We start from the raw sequence: 23,790 nt of genomic DNA, 5'->3' as shown, positions 1-23,790 counted from the left end.
TTCGCCTGCGCGTGGTGACCACCCTCATCGTGCCCGAGGGGCCCCGGCGGCTTACCGTGGGAGGCACCCCGCCGCCGCGGCGGCAGAGGAGGTGCGGTGGACGTCGCGAGCAGTGGCGCGCAGCCGGACGTCCACACCGACCAGACCCCCGTGATCGAGGCGCTGGCCGAGCCGGGGCGGGTGGCCGCGCTGGGCGAGACGGGGCTGGGGGCGCAGGCCGACGCGGAGTTCGACGCCGTCTCCGAGCAGGTGCGCGACCTGCTGGGGGTGCCGGTGGCGCTGGTGAGCCTCGTGGACACCGAGGGGCAGCACTTCCCCGGGGCCGTCGGGCTCGGTGAGCCGTGGGCGTCCTGCCGCGGCACGCCGCTGTCGCACTCGTTCTGTCAGCACGTCGTGGTGTCCGGGGAGCCGCTGGTGGTCGAGGACGCCCGCGAGCACCCGGTGCTGCGGTACAACGAGGCGATCGTGGACCTCGGCGTCGTCGCCTACGCGGGGTTCCCGCTCACCGACGGCGCCGGTCGACCGCTGGGCTCGCTGTGCGCGATCGACCACGTGCCGCGGGTCTGGCGCCGCGAGGAGCTGGCGGTGCTCTCGGCGCTGGCCGACGGCACGTCCGCGCGGCTGCGCCTGCGGATCTCGCTGCGCGACGCCGAGCGCGAGCGGGCGCAGACCGCGGCGGCGGAGGCCCGGCTGGTGCGGGCGCTGGAGCGCTCGCAACTGCTGCTGGCGGTGTCCGAGGCGCTGACCAAGGCCGTCGACGTGGACGAGGTCCGGGAGGTCGTGGCGGGCGTCGTCTCCGAGGCCGTGGGGGCCACGCACGTCCACATCGACCTGGAACCGGTGGTCGACGGGCCGTGGCCGCGGCAGGTGGCGCTGTTCGCCGACGAGGCCGCCATCGCCGCGGGCTTCGCCCCCGAGGTCGCCGCCGCGCACCTGGCGCGCGGGCTGAGCGCGCTGGTGCGCACCCCGCTGCACGCGGCCGGGGAGGTCATCGGCGCGCTGGAGCTGGGCTGGCCGGAGCTGCCCGAGGCCGGGCCGCAGCACCAGGTGGTGCTGGCGACGCTGGCCGACTACATCGGCCGGGCGGTCGAGCGCACCCGCTTCCTCCAGCAGCGCATCACCGTGGCCCACCAGCTCCAGGACGCCATGCTCAGCCCGCTGCCGGAGGTCCCCGGGCTGGCGATGGCGGCGCGCTACTGGCCCTCCTCGCAGACCGACCACGTCGGCGGCGACTGGTACGACGCCGTGCTGTTCGACGGCGGCAGCGGGCTGGCCGTCACCGTCGGCGACATCACCGGCCACGACCTGCACGCCGCGGCGGTCATGGGGCAGGTGCGCAGCATGGCCCGGCAGGCCACCTGGGAGCGCCCGGCAGGCCTGCCGTCGGCGGTGGTGGACGCGGTCGAGCGCGCCTGCGCCGCGGTGGGGCCACCCGCCACCGGGTCGCTCGTGCACTGCCACCTGCGGCCGCTGCCCGGGGGCCGGTGGGAGGTGCGGTGGGCCAACGCGGGGCACCCGCCGCCGTTCATCCGCCGCGCGGACGGCACCGTGGAGGTCCTCGACCAGCGGGACATGATGTTCGGCTACCCGCGGCTGCGCCCCAAGGGGATCGACGACCACACCGCCGAGCTGGCGCCGGGCGACGTGCTGCTGCTGCACACCGACGGGCTGACCGACCGGCGCGGCCTCGACTCCCGGGTGGAGACCGCCGAGCTCGCCGCGGACCTCGGGGCCGGGGGCGTGGACGACCTGCCCGCGCTGCTCGACGGGCTGTTCGCCCGGCGGGTGGTGCTCGACGACATCGATGACGACGCGGTGCTGGTGGCCCTGCGGGTCGACGCGCCCGGCGCAGGCGTCAGCTGACCCCGTCGAGCGGGATCGTCAGCGAGACCGTCGTGCCGCGGCTGGTGTCCAGCCGGACGGCGGAGGCCACCGCGCGCATGATCTCCAGCCCGCGGCCGCGGGTGCTGTCGGGGGCGGGCCGCGGCGGGCGCCAGCAGCCGTCGTCGGAGACGACCACGAGCAGGGCCGTGGCCCCCAGCTCGGCGGAGACCCGCACCGGGCCCGGCACGCCGCCGCGGTAGCCGTGCTCGACGCTGTTGGTCATCGCCTCGTCGACCACCAGCAGCACGTCGACCACCAGGTCCGGGGAGGCGTCGCGGGAGCGCAACCAGCTCCGCAGGTCGTCGCGCACCGCGGCCAGCTCACCGCTGCGGGCGGCGATCTCGGCGGTGAACCGCGCGGGCGCCCGGGTGGCGGGGGTGTCGGTCATCGGCGTCCGCGCGGGACCGCCGGGACGCGCGTGGTCATCCGTCCTCCTCGCCGAGCGCGTGCGCACTCCGGGGGAAGTGTCGCAGGACCGCCGACCGCCCGCACGAAGACCCCGCCGGGGGTGGGCCGTTGACCTCAAGCGCTTGAGGGGTGGTTCGCTGGGGGCCATGGTCGCGTTGAGCATCCAGGAGGTGTCGCGGCACTGCGGGCTGAGCGAGCCGACGCTGCGGTACTACGAGGACATCGGGTTGATCGGGCCGGTCAGCCGGGACGAGCGCAGCGGGCACCGCCGCTACGGCACCGCGGACGTCGACACCCTGGAGGTGCTGGCGTGCCTGCGTGCGGTGGGCATGCGCATCGAGGACATGCGGGTCTACCTGGCCAACCGGGCGCGCGGGCTGTCGACCTCGGCCGAGCAGCGCGACCTGCTGCTGCGCCAGGCCGAGCGGGTGGAGGCGGAGATCCGGGCCAAGCAGGCCCGGCTGGGGTACCTGCGGGAGAAGGCGGCGCTGTGGGACGCCCGCCACCGGGGTGACGCCGAGGCCGAGGCCGCCAGCTCCGCGCGGTTACCCCTGCTCATCGCGGGGATGGAGCTGGGCGCGTCGCCCGCGCGCTGACCGGAGCGCCGGAACCGGTGCGGGGTTGCCTCGACGTGGCGCGGAGCACAGCGGACGCGTGCGCCCGGCTGCACCTTGCAGGTGTACGACAACGAGTGAACGGTGCGGCCATTCGAGCACCGCGCACCGGGGTGAGGTGACGCTGGGTCACCGGATCGGTCGGACCCACCGGGGTCGACGTCGCCCTGTTCAGCGCTCAAGGCCGTCGGTGATCAACGCAGGATAGTTGCGGGCCACCCCGATGAGTGAGCTGGATTTCGATTGGGGCGCAAGGAGTTTGGTAGCTTCCCTCCCGCTCGCCCATCCGGGTGTGTGATCGACACCTGTGCCGCCGGGGGACGGGGTGTGGAGCGGGCCGCCATCTCTTTCTCCTGTGCGAAGGGGTTTTGCCTTGATGCGGTTGGACATGCGTACCCGCGGCACCGCCGTCCTGTCGGCGGTCGTGGTCGGGGTGGTGGGCGCCGCGGCGCCCGCGAGCGCGGAACCGGACGCCGGGTCGGCGTTCGGCGCCTCGGCGAGGGTGTCGCTGCTGCCCGGTGTGCTGGGCGAGCAGGGGCTGACGGTGGACACGGGCCGGTTGGCCCCCTCGTCGACGGCCGGGCCCACCGAGGCCTCGGTGGTCGACGTGCCGCTGGCCGGGCTGGTGCGGGCCAAGGCGGTGACGAGCTCGTCGGTGGCCTCCCGGGCCGGGGTGCACTCGACCGCGGCGATCGTCGACGCGAGCCTGCCGGTGCTGGCCGCGCTGGCGGGCGGCACGCCCACGGTGCGGACGCTGGCCTCGGAGTGCACCGCCACCCCCGCCGGGGTCACCGGGTCGGCCACGGTCGTCGACCTCGACCTGGCGGGGCTCGGGCGGCTGCCCCTCGACGGCAGCCCGAACCAGCGGCTGGGCATCCCCGGGGTGCTGGAGCTGGTCGTCAACGAGCAGGTGACCGCCGCCGACGGCACGCTGACGGTCAACGCGCTGCACCTGCGCCTGCTCGGCGGCCCGGCCGCCCAGCTGGGCAGCGGGGACGTCATCCTGGCCTCGTCGACCTGCGGGCGGGTCACCTCGGTCGCGCAGACCACCACGCCCGCGGCGCCCACCACGACCACGGCGCCGCGGCCCGCGGGCGACCGGCAGGTCGCGCAGGTCCCGGTCGGCGCCCCGGAGACCGGGTCGGCGGGCCTGCGGTGACGCGCCGCCCGCTGCTCGGCCTGCTCACCCTGCTCGCCGCCGCGCTGGTCGCCTGCTCGCCCGCGGAGCCCGCACCGCAGTCCGCGCCGCAGCAGGCGCAGGTGAGCGCGCCGAGCGCACCGGTGACGCCGCTGTGGATCGACGTGCCCAGCATCGCGGCCCGGTCCACCCTGGTGCAGCTCGGCCTCAACGCGGACCGGACCGTCGAGGTGCCGCCAGTGGACCAGCCGATGCAGGCGGGCTGGTACCGCGACAGCCCGGCGCCCGGCGAGGCGGGCCCGGCCGTGGTGCTCGGCCACGTCGACGGCAACCGCAAGCCCGGCATCTTCTGGCGGCTCAAGGACGTGGCGGTCGGTGACCGCGTGGAGGTCGGCCGCGCCGACGGCAGCACCGTCGCCTTCACCGTGTACAAAGTGGACCAGGTGGCCAAGGACACCTTCCCCACCGACGCGGTCTACGGCGACACCGACCGCCCGGAGATCCGGCTGATCACCTGCGGCGGGAAGTTCGACGCCGCGAACCACAGCTACCTGGACAACGTCCTGGTCTACGGTTCGCTCGCCGCCTGACCGCCACGACCGACCCCGACGGGGGTGCCCGACCACCGGGCACCCCCGTCCGGCGTCAGCGGGCCAGGCCGCGCTCGATCGCCTCGATCACCTTGGGCCGCAGCTGGGCCGCGGAGACGATCTCGTCGACCGACCCGACCGCCACCGCGCGCTCGATGTTGTGCACCCGGTCGAACTCGGCCGCGACCTCACCCAGCTTCTCCGCGCGCACCGAGGCGCGCACGTCCACCAGCTCGGCGGCCAGCGCGGCGCGGTCGGCGCCGGTGGCGGCGGCGACCTTCGCCTGCACGTCGACCACCCGGGAGTCGGCCGCGGTGCGGCTGTTGACCTCACCGGCGAACACCACCGCCGCGGCGGGGGCGCCGCCGAGCACCGAGGCGAAGGAGCCCTCCAGCGCCAGCACCGTCATGTTCGGGTTGAGCGCCTTGGAGAACACCACGAACGCGCCGCCGTGGTAGCGGGAGATCACGCAGAACACGATCGGGCCCTCGAAGTTGACGATCGCCCGGCCGATCTCGGCGCCGTACTCCAGCTGCAGCTTGCGCATCGACTCCGGGGAGCCGTCGAAGCCGGACAGGTTCGCCAGCACCACCAGCGGGCGGTTGCCCGAGGCGGCGTTGATGGCCCGCGCGGTCTTCTTCGACGACCGCGGGAACAGCGTGCCCGCGGTGTAGGTGTCCGGGCCGTCGGTGGGCGGGAACCCGCGGCGGGGCACCGCCCGCGACTCGATGCCGATCAGGCACACCGGGCGCCCGCCGATGTGGACGTCCTGCACCGCGGAGGTGTCGGCGTCGGCCATGCCCGCCCAGCGCTCCAGCACCGGGTGGTCCTGGTCGGACACCGCGCGCATCACCGTGCGGATGTCGAACGGCTTCTTGCGGTCGGGGTTGTGCTCGGCGGAGAACACCTGGCCCACGGTGGTGAAGTCGCAGCCGACGACCGCGTGCGGGTAGTCGCTGATGTCGCGGTCGAGCGGGTCGGTGGTCCCCGCGGTGCGCGGCGCGGTCTCCCCCGGCGCGACGTAGGTGTGCTCGTAGTGCGCCATGAGCACGTCGCGGGCGGCGTTGAGGTCGCGGGCCCAGTACTGCGCCTGGCCGTTGGGGCCCATGACGCGGTCGTAGCCGCCGATGCCGAAGTTGTCCTCGGCGGACACCCCGCCGGAGAAGTCCAGCGACTGCTTGCCGGTGAGCACCATGGCCGAGTCGGGCGTCATGACCAGGATGCCCTTGGTGTGCATGAGCATGGTGGCCTCGGCGTTCCAGTACGGCTGGGCGCCGACGGTGATGCCCGCGACGACGATGTTGATCTCGCCGCCCGCCTGGGTGAAGGTGACGATCCGCTTGAGCGCGGCCGCGACCCAGTCCATGTTCTCGGTGCCGGAGGTCATCGAGATCCGCGCGCCCGCCGACAGCGCGAACCACTCCAGCGGCACGCCCATCCGCTCGGCCAGGTCGAGCGCGGCGATGACCCGCGAGCACTCCGGCTCCGACAGCGCGCCGAGCGCCTTGGTCGGGTCACCGAGCAGCACGACCCGGGTCACGCCCTCGGGGTGCAGGGCGGTCGGGGTGCTGACCACGCCCGCCACGACCGCGGCGGTGTTGCCCCCGCGCGGGCGGTCGACCGGCACCAGGGCGCCCGACCCGTCGAGGTCGTGCTCGACGAAGCTGCCGCTGCCGGCGAGCAGGTCGGTCAGCTCGTAGGGGTAGGTGTAGCCGCGGCGGGCCGCGCGCAGCACCTTCTGCCGGTAGTCGTCGAGCGGCAGCACCGGGTCGGTGCTGGGCTCGCCCACGTGCAGGCGGGGGGTGGCGTCGGGGCCGAGGGAGATGCGCACGGCCACCTCGGAGACCCGGCCGTCGGCCTGGCGCTGCCGGGACAGCACCTGCACCTCCTCCAGGCCCGCGCCGCGGGCGGTCGGCATGACGCGCTGCACGACCGACTCGACCTCCTCGGCGGTGAGGTCGGTGGTGGGCCAGACGTAGATCATGATGCGGTTGGTGTCGAACCGCTTGCCGCTGGGCCGCTGGGCCTGGACGTTGCGGATCGCGTCGAGGCAGGCGTGGAAGACGTCCTCGACCGCGGGCAGCGCCACCAGCCTGCCGTCCTCCTCCCGCAGCGGGGTGAGGTCGCGGACCTGGGCCAGCACGAACAGCCGCTCGTCGGAGCGGTTGCTGCGGGCGGCCGCGCGGAAGAGGTAGATCTCCTCGTCGGTGGAGGGCAGCCGGGTGAGGTCGAACTCGCGGAAGCGCTGCAACTGCAGGCGTCGGGCGATCTGCGGGTGCAGGCCGCGGATGAGCCGGTCCTCGGCGAAGCCGCCGCCCTCGGCCGGGCGGAAGGTGAAGTGGTGGTGGTGCACCGCGCCCCGGGCGCCCGCCGCGGTCAGCGTGACGCGGCGGACGTTGGCGGGCAGCGGGTGCTCGGCCAGCGCCGCGGTGAACCGCTCGGCCATGCCGTCGACGTCGGGCTGCGGCTCCCAGCGCAGGTACAGGTCCGCGACCACGGTCTCCTCGCCGTGCCCGGCGGCGACGTCGGCCAGCGCGCCGAGGGCGGCGGGCAGGTCGGCGACGTCGACGGCGGTGGTGAACAGCCTGCTCGCCCGGCCGTCGCGCACGTGCTGGGCGGTGACCACCCGGCAGCCCCCGGCGTCGCCCGCCTCGACCAGCGAGAGCGGCCGGTTGCCGTAGTAGCGGCGGGTCAGCACCTCCAGCAGCGGGGCGTGGTCGCGGTCGGGCAGGCCGATGCGCTGGCCGATGATCCGCACCAGCGGCTCGGGGCCGCTGACCATCGCCTGGATGCGCTCGGCGCGGTCCGGGGAGTCGGGGTTGCGGTCGAGGTGGCGCAGCTCGTCGCGGACCGCGGCGTAGACCTGGGCGCGGGTGCGGCGCAGCAGCGGCTGGGCGAACCAGCGGAACACCACGCCGCGGGCCAGGTCGGCCACCGCGGGGAAGCGCACCTGGGTGGCCTCGACCAGGTGCTCCAGGGTCAGCCCCGCCTCCTGGCGCAGCGACACCACCGGCAGCGACCCGGCGAGCCACTGGCGCAGCAGCTCGGAGACGACGTCGACGTCGGCGGCGGTGCGCTGCTGGGCGAGGAAGACGCGGAAGACCGCCGCCTCCAGCTCCGGGGTGCGGTCGAGGTCGGCCACGCCGTAGTGCGCGAGCACGGTGCGCAGCCTGGCCTGGAACGGCTCGGGCAGCCCGGCCCGCTCCACGTCGAGGCTCTGCAGGTAGACGTGGAAGTGCTCGCGCGGGCTGTGCACCGGGCCGCCGGGCTCCAGCGGGTCGCCGGGCTGGTTGCGGCTGAGCTCGGACAGGTCGGCGAACAGCCGCAGCAGCTCGATCTCGCCGGGCAGCGGCCTGCCGCCCAGCTCGGCGCGGGCGGCCAGGTAGCCCGAGAGCGGGTGCTCGCGGTCCTGGGCGGCGACGTCGAAGCCCAGCAGCAGCGCGCGCAGGTCGCGCAGGCCGCGCTCGGCGCGGTCGGCGGCGGACAGGCCGGTGGGGGCCTGCGGCAGCTCGACCTCGACGACCCCGGTCGCCGCGGCGCTCTCCTCCGCGTCGTCGCTGAGCGGTTCCAGGCGCATGAGCGGGGCACCGGTCTCCACCTGGCTGCCCACCGACACCGGGCACTCGCGCACCCGGCCGCGGAAGGGCGCGCGCAGCACGGTCTCCATCTTCATGCTCTCCAGCACCAGGATGGGCGCGCCCGCGTCGACCTCGTCCCCGACGACCAGCGGGGTGGCCACGACCAGCGCGGGGGCGGGCGAGCGGACCACGCCGCCCTCGTCGCGGCTGATGCGGTGGGTGACGCCGTCGACCTCGACCAGGTGCACCGGGCCGTGGGTGGCCGAGACGAGCCGGAAGCGCCTGCCGTTGACCGTGATCCGGCCGCTGTGCGCGTCGTGCCGCTCGACCTCGACGTCGGCGCCGTGCACGTCGCCGCCGCCGGAGACGCCGACGCGGTAGCGGGTCTGGTCGGTGCGCGAGACGGACACCCGGTAGCCGGTGCCGCGCAGCTTGAGGTCCAGCGGCCTGCCGCTCTCGTGCTGCACCTGCGGGCGGCCGCCGTGCGCGGTGGACAGCAGCCGGGTGCGGCTGACCTCCTCCTCGTCCTCGTAGGCCTCCACGGCGGCGGCGATGAGCGCGATGGCGGAGTGCTCGTGGGCGACCAGTCGGCCCTCGGCGCGCACCCGGTCGATCCAGCCGGTGTCGGCGCTGGCGTCGATGACCTCGGGCTGGTCGAGCAGGTCGAGCACGAAGCCCTTGTTGGTGGCGCCACCCTCGATGACCACGGTGGTCTCGGCCATGGCGCGGCGCAGCCTGCCCAGGGCCTCGTCGCGGTCGCGGCCGTAGGCGATGACCTTGGCGATCATCGAGTCGAAGTCGGCGGGGATGCTGTCGCCCTCGCTGACCCCGGTGTCGACCCGGATGCCGGGCCCCGCGGGCAGCTGCAACCGGGTGATCCGCCCGGGGGCGGGGGCGAAGTCGCGGTCGGGGTCCTCGGCGTTGAGCCGGGCCTCGATGGCGTGCCCGGCCTCGGCGGGCTGCGGGCCGGTGAGCCTGCCGCCGGAGGCGACGTGCAGTTGCAGCTTCACCAGGTCGGTGCCGGTGGTCAGCTCGGTGATGGGGTGCTCGACCTGCAGGCGGGTGTTGACCTCCAGGAAGGCGAACAGCCGCTCCCCCGGGTGGTAGAGGAACTCGACGGTGCCCGCGCCCCGGTAGTCCACCGCCAGCGCCAGCCGCTCGGCGGCGGCCTTGAGCTCGGCGGTCTGCTCGGGGGCCAGCACCGGGGAGGCGGACTCCTCGATGATCTTCTGGTTGCGCCGCTGCACCGAGCAGTCGCGCACGCCCAGCGCCCACGCCGTGCCCTGGCCGTCGGCGATGACCTGCACCTCGACGTGCCGGGCGCCGGTGACCAGGCGCTCGAGGAAGACCACGCCGGAGCCGAACGCGCGCAGCGCCTCCTGGCTGGTGCGCTCGTAGGCCTCGGCCAGGTCCTCGCCGGAGGTGACCTTGCGGATGCCGCGCCCGCCACCGCCCGCGGTGGCCTTGAGCATGAGCGGGTAGCCGATCTCGGCGCCCGCGGCCAGCGCCTGCTCCAGGGTGGCGACCTCGCCGCGGCTCCACGGCGCCACCGGGACGCCGACCTCCTCGGCGATGAGCTTGGCGCCGATCTTGTCACCCAGCTTGCGCATGGCCTCGGCGCTCGGGCCGATGAAGGTGACCCCGACCTTCTCGCACAGCTCGGCGAACGCCGGGTCCTCGGCCACGAAGCCCCAGCCGACCCAGGCCGCGTCCGCGCGGGTCTCCACCAGCGCCCGCTCCAGCACGGCGTGGTCGAGGTAGGGCCGCGCCGACGCCGGGCCCAGGGCGTGGGCGTCGTCGGCCTCCCGGACGAACGTGGCGTGGCGGTCGGCGTCGGTGTAGAGCGCCACCACCTCGATCGGCTCCCCGGTCTCGGCCGAGAGCTCGCGGACGGCGTGGATGAGCCGCATCGCGGCCTCACCACGGTTGACGACGGCGATGCGCTTGAACACCTGCGAACCCCTCCCGGAACCCCACCGTGCGGCAGGGCGCGCCCGGGTTCCGGGCGCGCCTGCGACTACCCAGCACCCTGCTAGTTCCGGACCGATTCACCAAGGTCGTCCATCGCGCACGCCGCCAGCCCACTTTTGTAGGAACCCTCTAAAGACACCCCTGACGGCGACCTGCGTCCCGCCGCGCTACCCGGGCGGAGTAGCGCTGGTCACTCCCCCCGGTGACAGGGGTGTGAACTGCTCCGGATCCCCGCCCGGCAGGGACGGCGCCGGGAGGTTCCCCCACACGCCTGGCGACCGGGCCCCACCTGATCGACGATGGGTGCGGACGACCACGCGGGAGGCGTCGATGACGACGGAGACCACCGTGCGCACCAACGACGGGGTGGCGCTGCACGTGACCTCGGACGGCGAGGGGCCACCCGTGGTCCTGGTCGCCGGGTACGGGGCGACCGCCCGGTCGTGGGTGTGGCAGGTGGAGGCGCTGACGGCGGCGGGCTACCGCGCGGTGTGCGTGGACCGGCGCTCGCACGGCCGCTCGGACAACCCCGGCCACGGCAACCGGCTGGCCCGGCACGGCAAGGACCTCGACGAGGTGCTGGCGGCGCTCGACCTGGGCGAGGTGGTGCTGGTCGGCGGGTCGATGGGCGCCAGCGCGGTCTGGGCGCGCACCGACCTGTGCGGCACGGCGGGCGTGCGCGGGGTCGTCAGCGTGGACCAGACGCCGAAGATGGTCAACACCGCGGACTGGCCGCACGGCTTCTACGGGCTCACCGACGCCAACAGCGGCGTGTTCTTCGCCGGCGGCGTCCCGCAGACCGGGCGCGGCCTGCCCCCGGAGCGCGCGCTGGCCACCTACACCCGGCTCACCGAGCGCTTGGGCGACCCGTCGGCGCTGGGCGTGCGACCCGCGGGCACCGAGGCGCTGCTGCGCGACCACGCCGCGCAGGACTGGCGCGACGTGGTGGCCCGCGCGGACGTGCCGGTGCTGATGGTGGCGGGCCGCGACAGCCAGTACTGGCCCTGCGAGCACGCCGCGGCCGCCGTCGAGCGCACCCGCGACGGCCGGTCGCACGTCCTCGACGACTGCGGCCACGCCGCCAACCTCGACCGGCCCGAGGAGTTCAACGCCGTGCTGCTGGCCTTCCTGAAGGAGCTCTGAGTGGACCTGCTGGCCGAGATCGGCGCCGCCCTGCCCGCCGACCGGGTGCTGACCGACCCCGACGTCACCGCCGCGCTGAGCCACGACGAGGCGGAGTGGGCGCCCGTGGGCAAGCCGGTGGCGGTGGTGCGGGCGCGCTCGGCGCGGGAGGTGGCCGAGGTGGTCAAGGCCTGCCACCGGCACCGGGTGCCGGTGGTGGCGCGCGGCGCCGGGACCGGGTTGTCCGGCGGGGCCAACGCGGTGGACGGCTGCGTGGTCGTCGCCTTGGACAAGATGGACGCGGTGGTGGAGGTCGACCCGGTCGAGCGGTTGGCGGTGGTGCAGCCGGGGGTGGTCAACGACCACCTGCGCGCGGCGGTCGCCGAGCGGGGGCTGTGGTACCCGCCGGACCCGGCCAGCTCGCCCTGGTCGACCATCGGCGGGAACGTGGCCACCAACGCGGGCGGCGTGTGCTGCGTGAAGTACGGCGTCACCCGCGACTACGTGCTGGCCCTGGAGGTCGTCACCGGCACCGGCGAAGTCGTGCGGCTGGGCAGGCGCACCGCCAAGGGCGTCGCCGGGTACGACCTGGTGGGCCTGGTGGTGGGGTCGGAGGGGACGCTGGGCATCGTCACCGAGGTGACTGTGCGCCTGCGGCCCCTGCCGCCCGCCCCGCGCACCATCGCCGGGCACTTCGCGTCGGTGGTGGACGCGGGCGCGGCGGTGCGGGCGGTGGCGGAGGCGGGGTTGACGCCTTCGGCGCTGGAACTGGTCGACCGGCACTGCCTCAAGGCGGTGGACGACTGGAAGAACATGGGGCTGGCCGTCGACGCGGAGGTGCTGCTGCTCGGCCGGGTCGACGAGCCGGGCGAGGCCGGGGAGGCCGCCGCGGCGGCGGTGCTCGCCTGCTTCGAGGGCGCGGGCGCCACGTGGGCCGCCCGCTCGACCGACCCGGTGGAGGCGGACGCGCTGTTCGCCGCCCGGCGCCTGGCCTACCCGGCGCTGGAGCGGCTGGGCCCCGTGCTCACCGAGGACGTGTGCGTGCCCGCGGCGGCGGTGCCGGAGATGCTGGCCCGGATCGAGCGCACCGCGGCCCGCCGGGACACCCTGATCGCCAACATCGCCCACGCGGGCGACGGCAACCTGCACCCGCTGCTCATCACCCCGCGCGGCGACGAGGACGCGCGGGTGCGCGCGCAGGCGGCGTTCGACGACATCGTGGCCGACGCGCTGGACCTGGGCGGGACGGTGACCGGTGAGCACGGCGTCGGCCTGCTCAAGCGCGGCGGGCTCGCCGCCGAGCTGTCCCCGGCCGTGCTGGACATGCACCGGGCGGTCAAGGCGGCGCTGGACCCCGCGGGGATCCTCAACCCGGGGAAGGTGATCCCGGCGTGAAGCTGCGCGTGGCGACCACCGGCAGCGGCCCCCGGCGGGCGGCGCTGGTGCACGGGCTGGGCAACTCCGGCGCCACCTGGGGTCCGCTGGCCGAGCGGATGGCCGAGCGGGGTTGGACGGTGCTGGCGCCGGACCTGCGCGGGCACGGGGCGAGCCCGCGCGCGGACGACTACACGATGGCCGCCTACGCCGACGACCTCGTCGAGACCCTGCCCGCCGGGCTCGACCTGGTGGTGGGGCACTCGCTGGGCGGGTCGGTGCTGCGGTTCGCCGCCGGACGCCTCGCCCCCGCCCGCGCGGTCTACCTGGACCCGGGGTTCGGCATCAGGCTGCCGGTGGAGGGCGCGGCGGCGAAGCTGTTCTGGGCGGCGCCGAAGCTGTCGCTGGGCGTGGTCGGCCTGCTGGGGCTGCCCGCGACCCGCAAGCGGGAGGCGGGCTGCTCGGAGCGGGTGCGCGCGCTGCTCCAGCGGGCGAAGGCGGACGCGGACCCGGCGATGATCATCCCGACGTTCCACGACGCCGCGCTGACGAAGATGCGCGCGCCGGAGGACCCGGCCGTGCCGTCGACGGTCCTGCTGTCTGCGGAGAGCGGGCAGGTCGTGCCGGAGGAGCTGGCGGCGGGCCTGGCGGGGCGGGGCTGGGAGGTGCGGCGGGCGCCGCAGGTGCGCCACAGCTTCTGGTTGGAGGACTTGGACTACACCGTCGAGTCCTTGCGCGACCTGCTGTGAGGGGCGCGCCGCCCGGGCAGTCCCGGGCGGCGCGCCAGGGTGTCAGGGGTAGCTGACGACGTTCACCGGGACGGTGCCGTCCGGGGTGGTGCCGCCGACGCCGTTGACGACGTGGGTGATGGTTCCCTTGTAGTTCAACGACACCGTGAGCAGGCTGTGCAGCCGCACGCCGCCGTTGTCCGGCACCTCGAAGGCGTGCTCGGCGCGCACCGACGGGTTGACGTTGAAGAAGCAGTAGCTGCCCAGGCCCCACGCCTCGTGCGCGGACACGCCGTCGGCGACCTTGTAGGCGGCGTACCCGGTGACGCCGTTGGGCGCGTTCCACGCGCCCTGGTCCGGGACGTCGTAGGGCATCTCGTTCTGGAAGAAGATGGTGCGCCCGCGTTCGCCGTTCCAGATCACCTGGTACTTCTGGTAGTGCTCGACGAACAGTCCGGTGGCGAGCACGTCGTCGCCGTTGACGACCACGCCGGTGTCGCCGGTGGCCTCGGTCCAGCCCCAGGTGCCCGCGTTGCCGTGGTCGGCGCGCCAGGCCCAGGTGTGGTCGATGACGACGTCGTCGCTGTTGACCACGAGGCTGTTCGTGGCGTGGCCGGCGATGGAGCCGCCGACGCGGAAGAACACGTCCTGGACGGTCGTCGGGTTCTGCGCGTGGTCCGCGCCCGAACCCTGCTCCCCCACCGTGAGCAGGCTGGCGGAGTTGGTGGTGCCCGCGTCGAACAGCAGGCCCTTGAGCCGCACGCCGTCCACGTCGGACACCTCCATAGCCGTGATCCCGCCGTCCGGCACCAGGGTTGCGTAGCCCAGGCCCATCACCACGGTGTTCGGGTTGGTGACGCGCAGGGTCTGGTCGAGGTGGTAGATGCCGGGGGTGAACAGGACGTTGCAGCCCGAGGACAGCGCCGCGTTGACGTCACCGGCGCTGGCACCGGGGGTGGCGACGTAGAACTGGCTGATGGGCAGGGAACTCCCCGGGGTGCTGCCGCCTGCCCAGCTGGGCCCGGAGGCGTTGGTGCGCAGGTCCGGCAGGAACACCCGCCACGCGCCACCGCCGTCGACGTAGAGGTAGGGCACGTCGCGGGAGACGGGGGTGGTGGCGAGGGTGGTCTCCGGCGGGTTCGGGAAGGTGTTCGCCGGGGCACCGGACGTGCCGGAGAACACCATGTTCCAGACGCCGCCCTCCCAGCTGCCGTACGCGCTGTCGCGGGTGTACCACTGCTGCTGCGACACCGACGCGGTCTTGCCGGACACCTTGGAGTCCGCGATGTACCCGCCGCTGGAGTAGCCGTAGCTGGCCGGGTAGAGCTGGAGGTCGCCGCGGATGTCCATGCGGCGGAAGGGCGCGGCCTGCGACACCGCCCAGCGCGTCGCGCCCGCGCTGGGGTTGACGGCCAGGTTCTCGGTGGAGCGCCAGAAGTTCTGCAGCGCGACGCCGCCGTCGGACTCGTTGAACGCGTCGACGGTGATGTCGCCGTTGATGACGACGTCGCCGGGGTTCTGCCCGAGGCCGTGCACGGAGGTGTAGAAGCCGACGTTGTCGTGCACCGCGTACTGGCCGGGCTTGAACAGGTGCGCCACCCGGCCGTCGGCCATCTGGTCGACCAGCGTGTCCTTCTGCGCGGCGAAGTCGGCGTCGAGCTGGGACTGGATGGACTCGGCGGGCATGCCGGGGTCGAAGACCCTGGTGTTGGGGCCGAAGTCGGGGTCGGACGGCTGGGCGCAGGCGGCGGGCGCGGGGCCGGCGCCCGCCGTGGCCGCCGGGGCGACCGCGCAGACCCCCGCCGCGGCCAGGACGGCGGCGGCGGGCAGGAACAGGCGTTTCACAGCTCTCCTCACGGGGCGGGCGTGTGGACGACCTGTCCCGGGGACGTCCGATTGGACTGGACCATAGTTCGGCACCCCGGGGGTCCGCCACCCGACAGGTGACGGGGGCCCGGGGTGTCACCGCGCGTGCCCGCCGCCGCCGGGCGCACCCCCGGAATGGCGGTGGGCATCGGCGCCCGCGTGTGCGACCGTGGGAAGGCTGGGCGTGCGCCGCGGAGGTGGGCAGTGGGCTGGCTGGCGGAGGCGTGGACGCGGGGCTGGGGGCGCTACGCCGCGGCCGCCGGCGCCTCGGTGCTGCTCGCGACCGCGGTGTGGGTGGTGCTCCGGCGGCGGCGCAGGCGCCGGGACCGGCGCGCGGTGGCGTGGGAGCGGGTGTTCGCGCCGGTCCGGCCCACGCGGTCGACCGAACCGCTGTGGTTGCTCTCGGCGCCGGTGACGCGGTTGTGGGGGTGGCGGCGCGAGCGCGCCGAGCTGGTGGAGTGGTGTTCGGGGACGGGCGTGTCGGTGCGGGTGCTGGGCGGACCCGCGGGGGTGGGCAAGACCCGGTTGGCGGTGGCGGTGGCCGAGGCGCTGCCGCGGCCGTGGTCGGCGGGGTGGTTGCGTCGGGTGGACGGCCTGACCGGTGCGGTGCGGGGGCCTTCGCTGGTGCTGGTGGACGACGCCGAGCTGCGGTCGGACCTGCCCGAGCTGCTGGCGGTGGTGGCGCGGGCGACCGTGCCCGTGCGGGTCCTGCTGCTGGCGCGCGACGCCGAGCGGCTGCGCGCCTCGCTCGGCTTCGGCGTCGACGCGCCACCGGTGGTGCTCTCGGCGTTCGGCGGGCCGACCGACCGGGTGCGCTGGTACACCGACGCCGTCCGCGCCTACGCCAAGGAGCTGCGCACCGGTGTGCCGCCGTTCGGCGCCGCGGGGGTGGGTGCGGACGGCGACACGGTGTTCCTCGTGCACGCCAGGGCCTTGCTCGCGGTGGCGCACCGCACCGACTCCCGCTCGGTGACCGCCCGGGACGTCGCCGCGGAGCTGCTGACGCTGGAGACCGTGCGGTGGCGCGGTGCGCCGCTGCCCGGTGACGACCTGCTCGCCGCCGTCGCCGCGCTGGTGGCGGTGCCCGCCCCGGACCCCTACGCGGGGGTGATCACCCTGCGGTGCCTGCCGCGCTTCGCCGACCACCCCACCGCCGCGCTCGTGGCCGTGGTGGAGTGGGTGTGGCAGCGCTACCCGCCGGGCACCGACCACCGCCCCCGGTTGCGGCCGATGGCGGTGGCGGAGTGGTTGGTGGCCAACCACCTGGAGCCCGAGGCGCTGACGCGGCTGACCCCGGAGACGGCGGGCCCGGTGGTCCGGCTGCTGACCCGCACCCACCAGGACTTCCCCGAGCACGTGCTGGGGTTGCTCAAGCACGTCTTCACCGCGAACCGCGGCGTGCTGGACCCGGGGCTGCGCGCGGTGTTCGCGGTCCTGCCGGGGGACATCGCCGTGGACGCCATGCTGGCGGCCGTGGTGCGCGACGCCCCCGAGGTGCCGTCGCTGGCGGTGGAGGAGGCGCCGCGCGGGTTCGCCCGGTTGCGGCTGGCGCTGGCGATCCGCCAGATCCAGGTGGTGCTGGCCGACCCGCGCGCGGACCGGGTGGACACCGCGCGGGCGTGGGACCTGCTGGGCATGCAGTGGCGGGTGCTCGGGCACTCGGCGGACGCCCTGTCCTCGCACCGCAAGGCGCTCGCGCTGTGGCAGGGGGCGTGGGACCGCGACGACGCGCCGCAGGGGGTGGCCCGCTCGTTGACCGCGGTGAGCGACTGCCTGGCCGACTTGGGGGACCCGGAGGGGGCGCTCGCCGCCGCGCAGGACGCCGTGGCCGCGGTGGAGCGGGCACCGGACGCGGACGCCCCCGGGTTGCTGTGGTGGGTGCGGGGAACGCTGGTCGAGCGGCTGCGCTACCTGGGCCGCTACGAGGAAGCCGTCGACGTCGCGCGCCGCTCCCCCGCCTCGGGCACCCGGCTGGCGCGGGCGGCGGACCTCGACGAGCTGAGCGTGAGCCTCGACTTCGCGGGCCGCCCCGACGAGGCCGTCGCCACGGGCAGGCAGGCGATCGCGCTGCTGCGCGGCCACGACGAGGTCTCCCACGTGGCGGCGCTGGCGACGGTGCTGACGAGCCTGAGCGACCGGCTCGACAAGCTGGGCCGCCCCGCCGAGGCCCTCTCCGCCGTCGAGGAGGCGCTGGCGCAGCGGCGGCGGTTGCGCGACGGCATCCCCGACCTGGCCACGACCCTGCTGGCGGTGGCCGACCGGTTGCGCGCGGCGGGCCGGGCCGCCGAGGCGCTGCCGGTCGCCGACGAGGCGCTGGGCCACTTCCGGGTGCTGGTGGCGGTCGACCGGCGGACCCACCTGCGCGGCCTGGGCACCGCGCTCGCCCTGCGCGCGGAGTGCCTGCGCGCCGTCCGGCGGCCGGACGACGCGGCGGGGTCGATGCGGGCGGCGGTGGAGGCGGGCCGGGAGCTGGCGGAGTGGAACCGGCACCGGGCCCTGCCGCACCTGGGCGCGTGGCTGCACGCCCTGGCCGGGCACCTGCTGGGGGTGCGCGAGGACGCCGAGGCGGTCAAGGTCGCGGAGGAGGCCGTCGCGCTGCTGCGCGAACTGCACGAGGTGAACCGGGAGGCGGGGATCGGCCCGCTCGCGGCGGCCCTGCGCCGGTCGGCGCACTGCCTGGACCGGGTGGACCGGGGCGCGGAGGCGCTGACGGCGCTGCGCCAGTCGGTCGCGCTGTGGCGGGAAGCGGCGTCGGCGCACCCGGACGTGCACTCGGAGAACTACCGCGCCGCCCTCACCGACCTGCGCGACCACTTGGACGCGCAGCACACGCGTCTGCCCCGGCCAGAGCGTTGAGTCGTTTCACAACCCGGCACAACGACGAACGAGCTGGCACCAGGCTGGTCGGCGCGCTACTGGTTCGCGCCTCGGCGGCGCTTGGCGGGCTTGGGCGGGCGCTTGGGGTGGTCGACGACCCACGGCCCGAAGTGCGCCGCCTCGGCCTCGGGCACGTCGTGCAGCACCACGTCGACGTCGCGGCCCGGGCGCAGGGTCCTGGCCACGTCGCGGGCGCGCTCACCGATCGTCACGGGCAGGTCGGGGTGGCCCAGGCGGACGTTGCCCACCAGCACCACGTCCCGCTCGCCGTCCTCGCCCACGGCGCTGATCACCCCGGCGTAGGCGGGGTCGCCCGCGAACAGCAGGGTCCCCTCCGCGCCCGCGACCGGGATCTTGAGCCCGCCGAACTCCCCGACCTCGTCCCCGTCGGCGTCGAGCAGCAGCAGCGTCTTCTTCCGCAGCGCCCACTGCCGCCAGGGCAGCAGCCCGCTCAGCTCGGCGAACACCAGGTCGTGGTACCAGCGCCCGTACTTGTACCGCAGCTCCCGCCAGGGGTGGTGGGCGAGGACGTTGACGATGGCCTCGGGGTTGTAGGACTGCTCCACGACCCACGACCGGCGCTCCAGGGCACCCCACTCGCGGTCGACGACCCGCCGCGCCACCAGCTCCCGGGTGTCCGGGTCGGACAGCGCGGAACCGGGCTCGGGGTCGACGTCGAGGAGTGCCACACCACGACGGTAGCGAACGGCGGGAGCGGACCTTCCGGGCACATCCGGCAGCCGCACGCCGCGTACCGGGGGTGTCACGCGCCGTGTCGTTGATCTCACTGGGGGCACCGGTGCCGACGACGTACCTTTCCTGGTGCACCCACCCGGCGGGGTGGGGCGGACCGAGGGGCGGCACATGACGACGGTGTTGAGCGCGCTGCGGGAAGTCGGGTCGCCCGGCGGGCCGCGGCTGCGCGACGTGGTGGGCGCGGCGATGGCGCAGCACGCCGACCGGCCCGCGCTCGCCGAGCGGGACGTGGAGCTGGTGACCGACCCGGCCACCGGGCGGACGGCGGCGCGGCTGCTGCCGTCGTTCTCCACGACCACCTACGCGCGGCTGTGGGCGGACGCCGCCGCCATCGCCGCCCAGTGGCACCACGACGAGCGCGACCCGCTGCCCCCGGGCGGGTTCGTCGCCACCCTCGGCTTCACCAGCCGCGAGTACACCACCGTCGACCTGGCGATCCTCATCGCGGGGGCGGTGGCGGTGCCGTTGCAGGCCAACTCCCCGGCCGAGCAGCTCATCCCGGTGGTCGCGGAGGCCGAGCCGCTGGTGCTGGCCACCAGCGCCGAGCGGGTGGGCGCCGCGGTGCGGATCGCGCTGGCCACCGGGTGCGTGCGCCGGGTCGTGGTGTTCGACCACCGGCCCGAGGTCGACGACGAGCGCGAGGCGGTGGCCGAGGCCCGGCGCACGCTCGCGGAGGCGGGCTCCCAGGTGCGGCTGAGCACCCTGGCGTCGGTGCGGGAGGCCGGTGCCGCGCTGCCCGAGGTACCCGCCCCCGCCCCCGACCCCGGCGGCGACCCGGACCCGCTGCGCCTGTTGATCTACACCTCCGGCAGCACCGGGGCCCCCAAGGGCGCCATCTACACCGAGCGCAAGGTCGCGAGCCTGTGGGCGGCGCGGTGGAACGACAACACCGACCCGGTGACGTTCCACTTCATGCCGATGAGCCACGCTGCGGGCCGGGTCGCCCTCTACGGCGGGCTGAGCATGGGCGGCTGCGGCTACTTCACCGCGCGCAGCGACCTGTCGACGCTGCTGGAGGACATGGGCCTGGCGCGGCCCACCGAGGTGCTGCTGGTGCCGCGGGTGTGCGACATGCTCTTCCAGCGCTACCAGGCCGAGCTCGACCGCAGGCCGGGTGAGGAGGAGCAGGTCAAGGCCGAGCTGCGCGAGCGGGTGCTCGGCGGCAGGCTGACCCACGCCGCGGTGGGCACCGCCCCGGTGGCCCCGGAGCTGGCGGCGTTCCTGGCCTCGGTGGTGGGCAGGCCGGTGTTCGACGCCTACGGCTCCACCGAGGCGGGGATGATCATCGTCGAGGGCTACGTCATGCGGCCCCCGGTGCTGGACTACAAGCTGGTGGACGTCCCCGAGCTGGGGTACTTCACCACCGACGTGCCGCACCCGCGCGGCGAGCTGCTGGTGAAGTCGGCCCAGCAGGTGCCCGGCTACTACAAGCGCCCGGAGCTGACCGCGGAGGTCTTCGACGAGGACGGCTTCTACCGCACCGGCGACATCATGGCCCAGATCGGCCCGGACCGGCTGGCCTACCTCGACCGCCGCAAGAACGTGCTGAAGCTGTCGCAGGGCGAGTTCGTCACGGTGGCGGTGCTGGAGGCCGCGTTCGACACCCACCCGGCGATCAGCCAGTCCTACGTCTACGGCAACAGCGAGCGCGCCTACCTGCTGGCGGTGCTCGTCCCGTCCGAGCAGGCGCTGGCGGAGTCCGGCGGCGACGAGAACGCGCTGCGCGCCCTGCTGGCCGCGGCGCTGCGCCAGGTCGCGGCGGACCGCTCGTTCAACTCCTACGAGATCCCCCGCGACTTCCTCGTCGAGCACACCCCCTTCACCACCGAGAACGGCCTGCTCTCCGACCTCCGCAAGCTGCTGCGCCCCCGGCTCAAGGAGCGCTACGGCGACCGCTTGGAGCAGCTCTACGCCGACCTGGCCCGCGCCGAGGTCGAGGAGCTGCGCGAGCTGCGCCGGACCGCGGCCGAGCGCCCGGTACTGGAGACCGTGCGCTCGGCCGCGCGGGCGCTGCTGGGCCAGCCGGGCGCGCAGATCAGCCCGGACGCCCACTTCACCGAGCTGGGCGGCGACTCGCTGTCGGCGCTGTCGTTCTCCACGGTGCTGCACGAGACCTTCGGCGTGCCGGTGCCGGTGGGCGTGGTCATCAGCCCCGCCAACGACCTGCGCGCGATCGCCGCGCACATCGAGGCCGAGCGCGCCTCCGGCGGCACCCGCCCCACCGCGGCGAGCGTGCACGGCGCGGGCGCCACCGAGGTCCGCGCGGCCGACCTGACCCTGGAGAAGTTCCTCGACGCCGACACCCTCGCCGCGGCCGCCGCGCTCCCCCGCCCCACCGGCACCCCGAGGACGGTCCTGCTGACCGGCGCCAACGGGTACCTGGGCCGCTTCCTGTGCCTGGAGTGGCTCGACCGGGTGGCGGCCGTGGGCGGCACGGTGGTCTGCCTGGTGCGCGGCGCCGACGCCGCCGCGGCGCGCGCCCGGCTGGAGTCGGCGTTCGACAGCGGCGACGAGGCCCTGCTGGAGCGCTTCCGCGCCGTGGCCGCCGACCACCTGGAGGTGCTGGCCGGGGACGTGGCTGACCCGGACCTCGGGCTGCCCGCCGGGACGTGGCGGCGGTTGGCCGAGTCGGTGGACCTGGTCGTGCACCCCGCGGCGTTGGTGAACCACGTGCTGCCCTACGACCAGCTGTTCGGGCCCAACGTCGTGGGCACGGCGGAGCTGATCCGCGTGACGCTGACCACCCGGCTCAAGCCGCTGCTGTACCTGTCGACGGTGGCCGTGCTCGACGACCCGGCCATCGACGAGGAGGCCGACATCCGCCAGGCCTCCCCCGTGCGGGCGCTGGGCTCCTCGTACGCCACCGGGTACGCGGCGAGCAAGTGGGCGGGCGAGGTGCTGCTGCGCGAGGCGCACGAGGCGTTCGGTCTGCCCGTGCGGGCGTTCCGGTCGGACATGATCCTCGCGCACACCCGCTACACCGGGCAGCTCAACGTGCCGGACATGTTCACGCGCCTGCTGTTCAGCGTCCTGGTCACCGGTCTGGCCCCGCGCTCGTTCCACACCGGTGGCGGGCCCGCGCACTACGACGGCCTGCCCGTGGACTTCACCGCCAAGGCCATCAGCGACCTCGGCGCGGCCCCGACCGACGGGTACACCACGTACAACGTGCTGAACCCGCACGCGGACGGGATCGGCCTGGACACCTTCGTCGACTGGCTCGTCGAGGCGGGCCACCGCGTCGTCCGCATCGAGGACCACGGCCAGTGGGTCGACCGGCTCACCACGGCCCTGCGCGGCCTGCCCGAGCAGCAGCGCCAACGATCCCTGCTGCCGCTGATGGACGCCTTCGCCCACCCGACCCCGGCGGTGAACTCCTCGGTCGTCCCGGCACCGCTGTTCCACGCGGCCGTCCGCGCGACCGGCTCGGACATCCCGCACCTCACCCCGGCGCTGATCACCAAGTACGCCGACGACCTGGCCGCCCTCGGCCTGCTGTGACCCGTTGCCCGGGTGGCCGTTCCGCGACCGCCACCCGGGCTGCGGGGCTCGGTGCCGCCACGCCGAAGGGGGTGAGCTGACAGCCTTCTGTCCTTCTCCCGCCGCGAGCGGGACGGCTACCCTGCTCCCCCGGGGGATGACTGCTGACGGGACGGCGGATGAGCGGCACGATCGCGTTCTGGTCCTACTCGCGCCACGACGACGAGGCCGAGGGCGGGCGGATCTCCCGGCTGGCGCGCGACCTCGGCGCGGAGCTGACCATGACGAGCGGGGTGCCCACCGAGGTGTGGCTCGACCTCGACCACCTGGACTGGGGCGCGCCCTGGCACGAGGAGGTGGGCGAGGCGCTGCGCGCGGTCGCCTACTTCATCCCGGTGCTCACACCGCGGTTCTTCCAGCGGGTCGAGTGCAGGCGCGAGCTGAACGTGTTCACCCGGGGTGGGCGGCAGGACGGGCGGGTGGTGCTGCCGCTGCTGTACCTGGACTACCCGTCGGCGCGCTCGTCCGCGCCGGACCCGGCGGTGGCGCTGGTGAACCGCTACCAGTTCCGCGACTGGCGCGAACTGCGGTTCGAGTCGCCGGAGTCAGGGGTCTACCGGCGGGGCGTGCACGCCGTCGCGCGGGCGCTGGTCGACTCCCCCGCACTGGACCCGGCCTTGTGCGACAACGGGGAGACGGTCGAGGTGCTGACGGCGAACGTGCTGCGCGGTGTGCTCGACGTCAGCGCACACCTGCACACCGCGCATGCGGCAATCCGCTCTGCTGGCGGGAACAGCACAGCGCTCGTCACCGAGTTGGGGGATACGCCTACCGAGTTGGTGCACACCGCGCACGTGCTCAACGGCGACGTCTACGCACTGCGCGCCGCGCTCACCCGGTCCCAGGAGCACCAGGCCCTCGCGCGAGAGCTGGGCAAGCCCCTGCACGAGGTCTTCCGGCGGCACGCGGACCTCGCGGAGTCGCTGGAGAAGATGGGCACCCGCCTGCCGGGCGCGCAGCACGCGCTGGAAGCGGTGCGCCTGGGGGTGCTGCTGGCGGCCGACTGCCACCACACCGCCGCCCACTGGTCGAGGGGGAGCTGATGACCGAAAAGGACATCCACGCCGAGGCGAACGCGCTCAGGGCCCGGTTGGCGAGCGAACCCCCGCGGGCGCTCATCGCCGACACCGCCGCGCTCGCGGCCAGGGTCGTCGACAACGCCTTGGCGGTGACGGCCTCCCCCGACGACGGCGCCCCCGGCTGGCACGGTGCTCGCCGGGCGCAGCAGGCGCCCGGCGAGCGGATCACCGTGCACAACACGATCACCGGCAACGCGGGCAACGTCATCCAGGCGGGCACCATCCACGGCGACGTCGTCTTCCGCGACCACCCGCGCCGCTGAGC

At 74.9% G+C, this 23,790-nt stretch carries 15 protein-coding genes; 11 read left to right on the top strand and 4 right to left on the bottom strand.

Annotated features, from left to right (window positions below; translation table 11 throughout):
• Window positions 1-96 precede the first annotated feature (96 nt).
• Window positions 97-1,863, top strand: a complete 1,767-nt coding sequence (locus BJP25_RS08835; RefSeq protein WP_084793807.1) for a SpoIIE family protein phosphatase — start codon at window positions 97-99, stop codon at window positions 1,861-1,863.
• Here the strand turns inward: BJP25_RS08835 and BJP25_RS08830 are convergent.
• Window positions 1,856-2,272: an ATP-binding protein gene (locus BJP25_RS08830; protein WP_075974358.1), complete on the bottom strand. Its 417-nt coding sequence runs from the start codon at window positions 2,270-2,272 to the stop codon at window positions 1,856-1,858. The genes BJP25_RS08835 and BJP25_RS08830 overlap by 8 nt on opposite strands.
• A 166-nt stretch (window positions 2,273-2,438) precedes the next feature.
• Between BJP25_RS08830 and BJP25_RS08825 the strand changes: the two genes are divergently transcribed.
• The 3 genes from BJP25_RS08825 to BJP25_RS08815 all read left to right on the top strand — a co-directional run bounded on the left by BJP25_RS08825 (window position 2,439) and on the right by BJP25_RS08815 (window position 4,634).
• Window positions 2,439-2,888 carry a MerR family transcriptional regulator gene (locus tag BJP25_RS08825; RefSeq protein ID WP_075974357.1) on the top strand — a complete coding sequence of 150 codons (450 nt, stop codon included), beginning with the start codon at window positions 2,439-2,441 and terminating at the stop codon, window positions 2,886-2,888.
• Between the two features lie 406 nt (window positions 2,889-3,294).
• The gene (locus tag BJP25_RS08820) at window positions 3,295-4,065 is read left to right on the top strand and encodes a choice-of-anchor P family protein (RefSeq protein WP_233158007.1); all 771 of its coding nucleotides are present in this window, start codon (window positions 3,295-3,297) and stop codon (window positions 4,063-4,065) included.
• Window positions 4,062-4,634: a class F sortase gene (locus tag BJP25_RS08815; protein WP_075974355.1), complete on the top strand. Its 573-nt coding sequence runs from the start codon at window positions 4,062-4,064 to the stop codon at window positions 4,632-4,634. Before BJP25_RS08820 ends, BJP25_RS08815 begins: the two co-directional genes overlap by 4 nt.
• A 55-nt stretch (window positions 4,635-4,689) precedes the next feature.
• Here the strand turns inward: BJP25_RS08815 and BJP25_RS08810 are convergent, their stop codons facing one another.
• A complete protein-coding gene (locus BJP25_RS08810; protein WP_075974354.1) occupies window positions 4,690-10,164 on the bottom strand; it encodes an ATP-binding protein in 5,475 nt (1,824 codons plus the stop codon).
• Between the two features lie 349 nt (window positions 10,165-10,513).
• On the opposite strand from BJP25_RS08810, the gene BJP25_RS08805 reads away from it, so the two are divergent.
• The 3 genes from BJP25_RS08805 to BJP25_RS08795 are packed head-to-tail and all read left to right on the top strand — an operon-like array spanning window position 10,514 to window position 13,428.
• Window positions 10,514-11,326 carry an alpha/beta fold hydrolase gene (locus tag BJP25_RS08805; protein WP_075974353.1) on the top strand — a complete coding sequence of 271 codons (813 nt, stop codon included), beginning with the start codon at window positions 10,514-10,516 and terminating at the stop codon, window positions 11,324-11,326.
• A complete protein-coding gene (locus BJP25_RS08800; RefSeq protein WP_075974352.1) occupies window positions 11,327-12,700 on the top strand; it encodes an FAD-binding oxidoreductase in 1,374 nt (457 codons plus the stop codon).
• On the top strand, window positions 12,697-13,428 hold the full coding sequence (locus BJP25_RS08795; RefSeq protein ID WP_075974351.1) for an alpha/beta fold hydrolase: 732 nt from the start codon (window positions 12,697-12,699) through the stop codon (window positions 13,426-13,428). Before BJP25_RS08800 ends, BJP25_RS08795 begins: the two co-directional genes overlap by 4 nt.
• A 42-nt stretch (window positions 13,429-13,470) precedes the next feature.
• On the opposite strand, the gene BJP25_RS08790 is transcribed toward BJP25_RS08795, so the two are convergent.
• The gene (locus tag BJP25_RS08790) at window positions 13,471-15,264 is read right to left on the bottom strand and encodes a hypothetical protein (RefSeq protein WP_075974350.1); all 1,794 of its coding nucleotides are present in this window, start codon (window positions 15,262-15,264) and stop codon (window positions 13,471-13,473) included.
• A 213-nt stretch (window positions 15,265-15,477) separates the two neighbouring features.
• Here BJP25_RS08790 and BJP25_RS08785 point away from each other — a divergent pair, with 213 nt between their 5' ends.
• The gene (locus BJP25_RS08785) at window positions 15,478-18,129 is read left to right on the top strand and encodes a tetratricopeptide repeat protein (RefSeq protein ID WP_075974349.1); all 2,652 of its coding nucleotides are present in this window, start codon (window positions 15,478-15,480) and stop codon (window positions 18,127-18,129) included.
• A gap of 56 nt (window positions 18,130-18,185) precedes the next feature.
• On the opposite strand, the gene BJP25_RS08780 is transcribed toward BJP25_RS08785, so the two are convergent.
• The gene (locus tag BJP25_RS08780) at window positions 18,186-18,839 is read right to left on the bottom strand and encodes a hypothetical protein (RefSeq protein WP_075974348.1); all 654 of its coding nucleotides are present in this window, start codon (window positions 18,837-18,839) and stop codon (window positions 18,186-18,188) included.
• 175 nt (window positions 18,840-19,014) lie between these two features.
• Here BJP25_RS08780 and car point away from each other — a divergent pair, with 175 nt between their 5' ends.
• The 3 genes from car to BJP25_RS08765 all read left to right on the top strand — a co-directional run bounded on the left by car (window position 19,015) and on the right by BJP25_RS08765 (window position 23,788).
• Complete coding sequence (gene car, locus BJP25_RS08775) at window positions 19,015-22,407, top strand: carboxylic acid reductase (protein ID WP_075974347.1); 3,393 nt, start codon at window positions 19,015-19,017, stop codon at window positions 22,405-22,407.
• A gap of 158 nt (window positions 22,408-22,565) precedes the next feature.
• On the top strand, window positions 22,566-23,489 hold the full coding sequence (locus BJP25_RS08770) for a toll/interleukin-1 receptor domain-containing protein (RefSeq protein WP_075974346.1): 924 nt from the start codon (window positions 22,566-22,568) through the stop codon (window positions 23,487-23,489).
• Window positions 23,489-23,788, top strand: coding sequence for a hypothetical protein (locus tag BJP25_RS08765; RefSeq protein ID WP_075974345.1), 300 nt, complete (start codon window positions 23,489-23,491; stop codon window positions 23,786-23,788). The genes BJP25_RS08770 and BJP25_RS08765 overlap by 1 nt, the downstream gene beginning before the upstream one ends.
• The last annotated feature ends 2 nt before the right edge of the window (window positions 23,789-23,790 follow it).

The organism is Actinokineospora bangkokensis (assembly GCF_001940455.1).
GTDB lineage: Bacteria > Actinomycetota > Actinomycetes > Mycobacteriales > Pseudonocardiaceae > Actinokineospora > Actinokineospora bangkokensis.
Note: the sequence above shows the minus strand (reverse complement) of the source record. Positions and strands in the feature narration are given on the sequence as shown.